Genomic DNA, 1,866 nt, shown 5'->3' on the forward strand with positions numbered 1-1,866 from the left:
CGCCACCCGGCTGTCCGGGCCGACGCCGCGCGCTATCAGCGCGTGCGCCAGCCGGTTGGCGCGGGCGTTCAGCTGGGCGTAGCTCAGGCTTTCCGCGCCGCTCACCAGCGCGGTGGCGTGCGGCGTGCGGCGCACCTGCTGCTCGAACAGCGCCGCCAGCGTCTGATCCAGCGGGTAGTCACGCTCGGTGCGGTTCCAGCCATGCAGCAGCAGTTCGCGTTCCGCCTCCGGCACCACCGCCAGTGAACACACCGGCGTCTCCGGCGCCTGCTCCAGCGCTTGCGCCAGTGAGCTCAGCGCCTGCACCATATAGTCACACACCCGCTGAGCATCGACCGTCTCGGTCACCTGCGCCGTCACGCCCAGCGAATCGCCGCCGTCCTCCACCGATAACACGAACGGATAGTTGGTGCGCTCTTCGGCGCTCAGCAAGCTGACGCCTTCCGGCAACGCCACTGCTTCGCCGTTGTTGTGGCGATAGTTGAGCAAGGCGCTGAACAGCGGCGCCCCAGGGCTGACGCCGCTGCAGCGCTGCGCCAATGCCAGCGGCGCATGTTCATGCGCCAGCAGCCCGCTCAGCCGCACGTGCGCCTCTCTTGCCGCCGTCTCCACGCCTCGCCGATCGATGTCCAGACGCAGCGGCAACGTGTTGATAAACAATCCCAATGCCCGTTCCGCGCCTTCGCCGCCCTGCAGACGCCCCAGCAATACGGTGCCGAACACGACCGCGTCTCGCCCGCTGACGCTCGCCAGCACCTGCGCCCAGGCCAGGTGGCACAGGCTGGCCAGGCTGACGCCCAGCCGCCGCGCCTGTTGCCGCAACCGCAGGTTCAGCGCCGAAGAGAGTGCCTGGTAGCGGCAGGCGATTTGCCGCCCTTCGCCGTGCACGTCGCTCAGGCCGAACGGCAGCACCGGCTCGCGGATATCCGCCAGCATGTCGCGGAAGAAGCTTTCGTGCTCCGCCTCGCTGAGAGCCAGGCGCGCCTGCGCCACCGCATTGCGGAACGGCTGGGCGACGCCCAACTGTGCCCCACGGCCGGCGAGGATCTCGCCGATCTCTTGCTCCATGAAGGCCAACGTGGAGTGATCGCCAATCAGATGATGCCACTTCTGCAAGGCGCACCAGCTGCCGTCCTCCTCCTGCGTGACGGTAAAGTTGAGCAGCGGCGCGCGGGTCAGATCCTGCCGCTGCTGCAACGGATCAAAGCTGGCCGCCAGCTGTCGCCAAATCGGGCCGTCAGCCGGATCGAAACGCCGCTCGCTCAGCGCCAGCTCAGCCTTGCGCCACACCACCTGCACCGGCGAGGACATGCCCTGCGTGATGAACGCGGTGCGCAGAATGTCATGGCGATCGATCACCTGCTGCATCGCCGCCAGCCAGGCGTCCAGGCGCGCACGGCTGTCGAAACGCAGCACCGCGGACAGCTGGTACGGGTCACCCCGTTCCGCCAGCAGATGGTGGAACAAAATCCCCTCCTGCAGCGGCGACAAGGCGTAGATGTCCTGTACGTTGGCCACGCCGCCCGGCACCTGCGCCACCACCGCGTCGATCTCCGGCTGGCTCAGCGTCGCCAGCGGCAACATCTCCGGCGTAATGGAGGCCCCGCCCGGTAAAATCCGGTTTTCCGGTATGTCGACCTCACCTTGCGCGCTCATCGCCTGCGCCAGCGCCGACAGCGTCGGCGTTGAGAACAGCGTCTGCACGTTCGCTCCCCAACCGGCGCGCCGCAGCTGAGCCATCAACTTCACCGCCAGCAGCGAGTGCCCTCCCAGTTCGAAGAAGTTATCGTGGCGCCCGACCCGCTCCACGTTCAGCAGCTCGCGCCAGATCGCCGCCAGCAGCGTTTCGTGTTCACCCTGCGGCGC

At 67.8% G+C, this 1,866-nt stretch carries 1 protein-coding gene; it reads right to left on the reverse strand.

The features are described from left to right. The coding region (locus ACJ8MK_RS25965) for a condensation domain-containing protein (protein ID WP_442518123.1) at positions 1-1,866 on the reverse strand (1,866 nt) is incomplete at both ends.

Origin of the sequence: Serratia sp. CY38905 (assembly GCF_052168875.1) — a bacterium.
GTDB lineage: Bacteria > Pseudomonadota > Gammaproteobacteria > Enterobacterales > Enterobacteriaceae > Serratia > Serratia sarumanii.